5 protein-coding genes and 1 pseudogene are annotated in these 2,579 nt (G+C 70.8%); 1 reads left to right on the top strand and 5 read right to left on the bottom strand.

Going from position 1 to position 2,579, the window contains the following annotated elements:
* Positions 1-237: pseudogene (locus FV222_RS22705) on the top strand (ATP-binding protein); the annotation flags it as partial.
* A gap of 18 nt (positions 238-255) precedes the next feature.
* Here the strand turns inward: FV222_RS22705 and cysC are convergent.
* The 5 genes from cysC to FV222_RS22685 all read right to left on the bottom strand — a co-directional run bounded on the left by cysC (position 256) and on the right by FV222_RS22685 (position 2,350).
* Positions 256-885, bottom strand: a complete 630-nt coding sequence (cysC, locus tag FV222_RS22700; protein WP_147815701.1) for an adenylyl-sulfate kinase — start codon at positions 883-885, stop codon at positions 256-258.
* A 100-nt stretch (positions 886-985) separates the two neighbouring features.
* Positions 986-1,411: an acyl-CoA thioesterase gene (locus FV222_RS22695; protein WP_147765131.1), complete on the bottom strand. Its 426-nt coding sequence runs from the start codon at positions 1,409-1,411 to the stop codon at positions 986-988.
* A 66-nt stretch (positions 1,412-1,477) separates the two neighbouring features.
* Positions 1,478-1,606 carry a hypothetical protein gene (locus FV222_RS31925; protein WP_281406057.1) on the bottom strand — a complete coding sequence of 43 codons (129 nt, stop codon included), beginning with the start codon at positions 1,604-1,606 and terminating at the stop codon, positions 1,478-1,480.
* A gap of 161 nt (positions 1,607-1,767) precedes the next feature.
* The gene (locus FV222_RS22690) at positions 1,768-2,049 is read right to left on the bottom strand and encodes a hypothetical protein (RefSeq protein ID WP_147729335.1); all 282 of its coding nucleotides are present in this window, start codon (positions 2,047-2,049) and stop codon (positions 1,768-1,770) included.
* A 115-nt stretch (positions 2,050-2,164) separates the two neighbouring features.
* A complete protein-coding gene (locus FV222_RS22685; RefSeq protein ID WP_147754714.1) occupies positions 2,165-2,350 on the bottom strand; it encodes a DUF1508 domain-containing protein in 186 nt (61 codons plus the stop codon).
* Positions 2,351-2,579 lie beyond the last annotated feature (229 nt).

The following is a 2,579-nucleotide window of genomic DNA, read 5'->3' as shown; positions in this document are numbered from 1 at the left end:
GCGCTGGCCCGGGCCATCGGCAGCCGCTCGCCCGGCCGCGCCCGGCGCCTGCTCGGCTACATGGAGAGCCGCAACGCCATCGTCTGCCGCGTGGATTTCTCGAAGAACCGCATCGTCGCCCTGCCGGCACTCGGCTGCGAGACGGCGCCGGGCGACCCGAAGGCGGACGTGGCGGAGGCCGCGCCACCGGAGCAATCCGAAGCGGGGGCCGGATGGGGATTGTTCGCCGCGGAGTGAGGCGTCCCGCGCGGGAGGTCAGGCGGCGCTGAGCCGCATCAGCTCCGCGATCAGGGTCTCCGCCGAGGCCGCGACGCTCAAGCCATCGGTGGCCAGGGTCAAGTCGGGGGCGAGCGGCGCCTCGTAAGGCGCGGAGATCCCGGTGAAATTCGGGATCGCGCCGGTACGCGCCCGGTCGTACAACCCCTTCGGGTCGCGGGCCTCGCAGACCGCCAGCGACGTGTCGATGAAGACCTCCAGGAACGGGATGTCGCCGGCGATCTGCCGCGCCGTCTCGCGCTCGGCGCGGATGGGCGAGATCAGCGAGACGATCACCACCAGCCCCGCCTCGGCCATCAGCCGCGCGGTCTCGGCCGCCCGCCGGATGTTCTCGACGCGGTCCGACGCGGTGAATCCGAGGTCGCGGTTGAGACCATGGCGCAGGTTGTCGCCGTCGAGCACCATCGCGTGCCGGCCCGCCTCGGTCAGCGCCCGATCGACAGCGTTGGCGATGCTCGACTTGCCCGCGCCCGACAGCCCGGTGAACCAGGCGATGGCCGGGCGCTGGTTCAGGCTGCGCCAGCGCGTCTCGCGGGGCTGGAGCGTCTGCCAGGTCAGGTTATCGGATCGCCGGGTGGGGTCGGCGGCGTGCTTCGACGGATCGGGCAACGGCGGGGGCTCCTTGAGCCTGCTCACGCGTCCTCCCGCCCCCTCCGGGATCCGCTCGGCTGATGCTTAGCCGGAACCGGGCTGTAACGGAACCCGTCGATCACGCGTCCGTGAGCACCACCTCAGGCGCGGGCGCGGCCTTGGGGATCGCCCTCGGCCGGCCCTCGTCGTCGATGGCCACGAAAGTGAAGGTCGCCGAAGTCACCTTCTCGCGAAGCTGCGTCCGGAACCGCCGGGCCCAGGCCTCGACCTCGATCTTCATCGAGGTCCGTCCGACATGCCCGATGCGGGTGTAGACGCAGAGCACGTCGCCGATCCGCACCGGGCGGATGAAGGTCATCGCGTCGAGCGCGACGGTGACGACGCGGCCTTCGGCCCGGTCGACGCCGGCGATACCGCCGGCCTGGTCCATCTGCGACAGCACCCAGCCGCCGAAGATGTCGCCGTTGGCGTTGGTGTCGGCCGGCATTGCGATGGTGCGGACCGTCAGGTCGCCCTTCGGTTCCTCGGCGCTGTCCCGGTCCATGCGATCCTCGTCCTTGGCGCTAGGCGCGGCGCCGATTATGCGCGAACGCGGCGGCGTCGAAAGGGGTCAGGGCATCAGGCCGGCGAGTTTCAGGCCGGCCGCCAGAAAGACGGCGACGGCGCAGACGACGCATTCCAGCGGAATCGATTGCCAGAGGTCGCGCGCGACCACCTCGCGCGTGGCGATATCGTCCATGGGGCGTTCCTCCCGGGCGGACCGATCTGATGCCGGCCGTCCCGAAGCGGCGAGCCTACACCAGATCGACGGCCGACGCAGCCCGCTTCCACAGACGACAAAAAACCCGGCGGCCCCGTGGGCCGCCGGGTTCTGGACTTCGGTACGGAATGATCTTGCGATCAGTAGAAGAAGCGACGACGCGGGCCGTAGAAGCGGCGGCCGTAATACGGGCGGCGGTAGAACGGACGCGGGCCGTAGAAGCGGCGGCCGTAATACGGACGACGGTAGAACGGGCGCGGCCCGAAGCGGCGGCGGTAGAAGTATTGCGCCTTCTCGGCAACGGCCGGGGCGGCCTCGGTCTGGAGCGCAAGGCCGGGACCGACCGGGGCGGCGGATGCACCCTGCGGGGCGGCGGCGGCGAAGCCCAGCACCAGCAGGGCGGCCAGCAGGAATTTCCTCATGGCGATCTCAACTCTTTCAAGGACGGGAGACGGACGAGCGCGGATGGAGCCCGAGCCGCTAGAACGCACGAACTGCGGAAAGCGTTTCGTCGCCGCCGCGGCGTTTCCACCGGGATCAGGCGATCTGCGTCGTCATGTCGACGACCGGCACGGTGCCGCTCTGGCGCACCAGCGCGATACCGTGTTCGCAATCCTCACGGCGGACGTAGCCCTCGCCCGAATCGGCGACGACGTTGCCGTTCTGGGCCCGCAGGCGCCAGCGCCAATGGCCCGGCGCATCGCGGTAGAGTTCGAATCGCATCGGGGCTGCTCCTATCTCGATGCCGTCGAGATGGGGCGCGACGCCGTGCCCGGCAATGCTCCCGTGCAGCCGGAGGCGACGCGTGCCGGCGCCGAGACGAAGAAGGCCGCCCCGGAGGTCCGGGGCGGCCTTCTTCAGTTGCTCGATGAGGCGGGACGCCTCAGGAGCGCGGGCTGCGGTCGAGCCAGCCGATGGCGCGGCCCTCGTTGCCGCCGTTGCCACCGCCGCC

The organism is Methylobacterium sp. WL103 (assembly GCF_008039885.1).
Taxonomy (GTDB): Bacteria; Pseudomonadota; Alphaproteobacteria; order Rhizobiales; family Beijerinckiaceae; genus Methylobacterium; species Methylobacterium cerastii.
Note: the sequence above shows the minus strand (reverse complement) of the source record. Positions and strands in the feature narration are given on the sequence as shown.

Coding starts and splice junctions, on each gene's coding strand:
- FV222_RS22690 (WP_147729335.1), bottom strand. CDS start 2,049: ATGAGGAAATTCCTGCTGGCCGCCCTGCTGGTGCTGGGCTTCGCCGCC.
- FV222_RS22695 (WP_147765131.1), bottom strand. CDS start 1,411: ATGGACCGGGACAGCGCCGAGGAACCGAAGGGCGACCTGACGGTCCGC.
- FV222_RS31925 (WP_281406057.1), bottom strand. CDS start 1,606: ATGGACGATATCGCCACGCGCGAGGTGGTCGCGCGCGACCTCTGGCAA.
- FV222_RS22685 (WP_147754714.1), bottom strand. CDS start 2,350: ATGCGATTCGAACTCTACCGCGATGCGCCGGGCCATTGGCGCTGGCGC.